The organism is Acidisphaera rubrifaciens HS-AP3 (assembly GCF_000964365.1).
Classification (GTDB): domain Bacteria; phylum Pseudomonadota; class Alphaproteobacteria; order Acetobacterales; family Acetobacteraceae; genus Acidisphaera; species Acidisphaera rubrifaciens.
Window position 1 is genome coordinate 1 of sequence record NZ_BANB01000331.1, and the last position, 912, is coordinate 912.

2 pseudogenes are annotated in these 912 nt (G+C 70.6%); both read right to left on the reverse strand.

What is annotated here, in order from left to right:
* Window positions 1-323: pseudogene (locus B8460_RS10575) on the reverse strand (lytic transglycosylase domain-containing protein); the annotation flags it as partial.
* A gap of 273 nt (window positions 324-596) precedes the next feature.
* A pseudogene (locus B8460_RS10580) lies at window positions 597-912 on the reverse strand (hypothetical protein); the annotation flags it as partial.

Genomic DNA, 912 nt, shown 5'->3' on the forward strand with positions numbered 1-912 from the left:
GGCGGGACGGCGGCGCCGCGCGGCAGCTTCCGGACCAGTAGCGCGCGGATGGCGATCGCATCCGGCTGGTCGGCATAGCTGGCGAGCCAGGCGCGCAGCTCGTCGGCGCCGGTGCGGTAGCCCGGCATCAGATAGCGGTTGCCCAGGATGGTGCCGAGCAGAAGCTTGTCGCCGAGACGCCCGGTCTCCGGCGCCGCCAGGGCGAACTCGTGACGGGCCTGCATCGTGAAGATGCGCCGGATACGCGCGGCATCCGCCGGCGACAACGGTTGCGGCAGGCTGACGCGCCCGCCATCCGTCGGTCCGATCCGCGGCACTGCCATCGCTGTTTCGTCGCCACCCCCGCCGGTGGTCTGTCCGCGTGCCGGAATCGGCAGTGCCGAGGTGGCTGCCCCGGCGAGGATCGCGGCCCCTGCGATGAACGCTCGGAACGAGCGTCTCGGGGCGGCGGGTAGGCGGGAGAACGTTCGACCGATCCCTCGCATGAAGGCGGCGCTACACGGCGGGACCGCCCTTGGCAACCCGAAGCGGCCGGCACGAATCTCATTATTGACGCAAACTGCCGTGTTTGCGGGGTTTGGCGCGCGTTGTTCGCGTCAATTTTTCGGGAGATCGGCGGAAAGATGGCGGTGCAGACGGCGCAGCGCGGCCCACGCCTCCTGCCGGCGGGCCGGCGTGTCGCGAACGGCGGCGAGCGACGGAAAAAAGAGCGCCGTCAGCGGCGAAGCGCCCTCCGTCAGCGTCAGCGTGGCGGTGCCGCCGCGACGGGCGCCCGATCCGGGCAGGAAACAGCGGGCCGCCAGCGTCCCGGTCAATACCAACGTATGCACGCTCTCCAGCTCCAGCAGGCGCCGCACGAAAGGTATGCATTGAGCGCATTCCTGGAGGGTCGGCATGCGTCCGCCGGGTGGC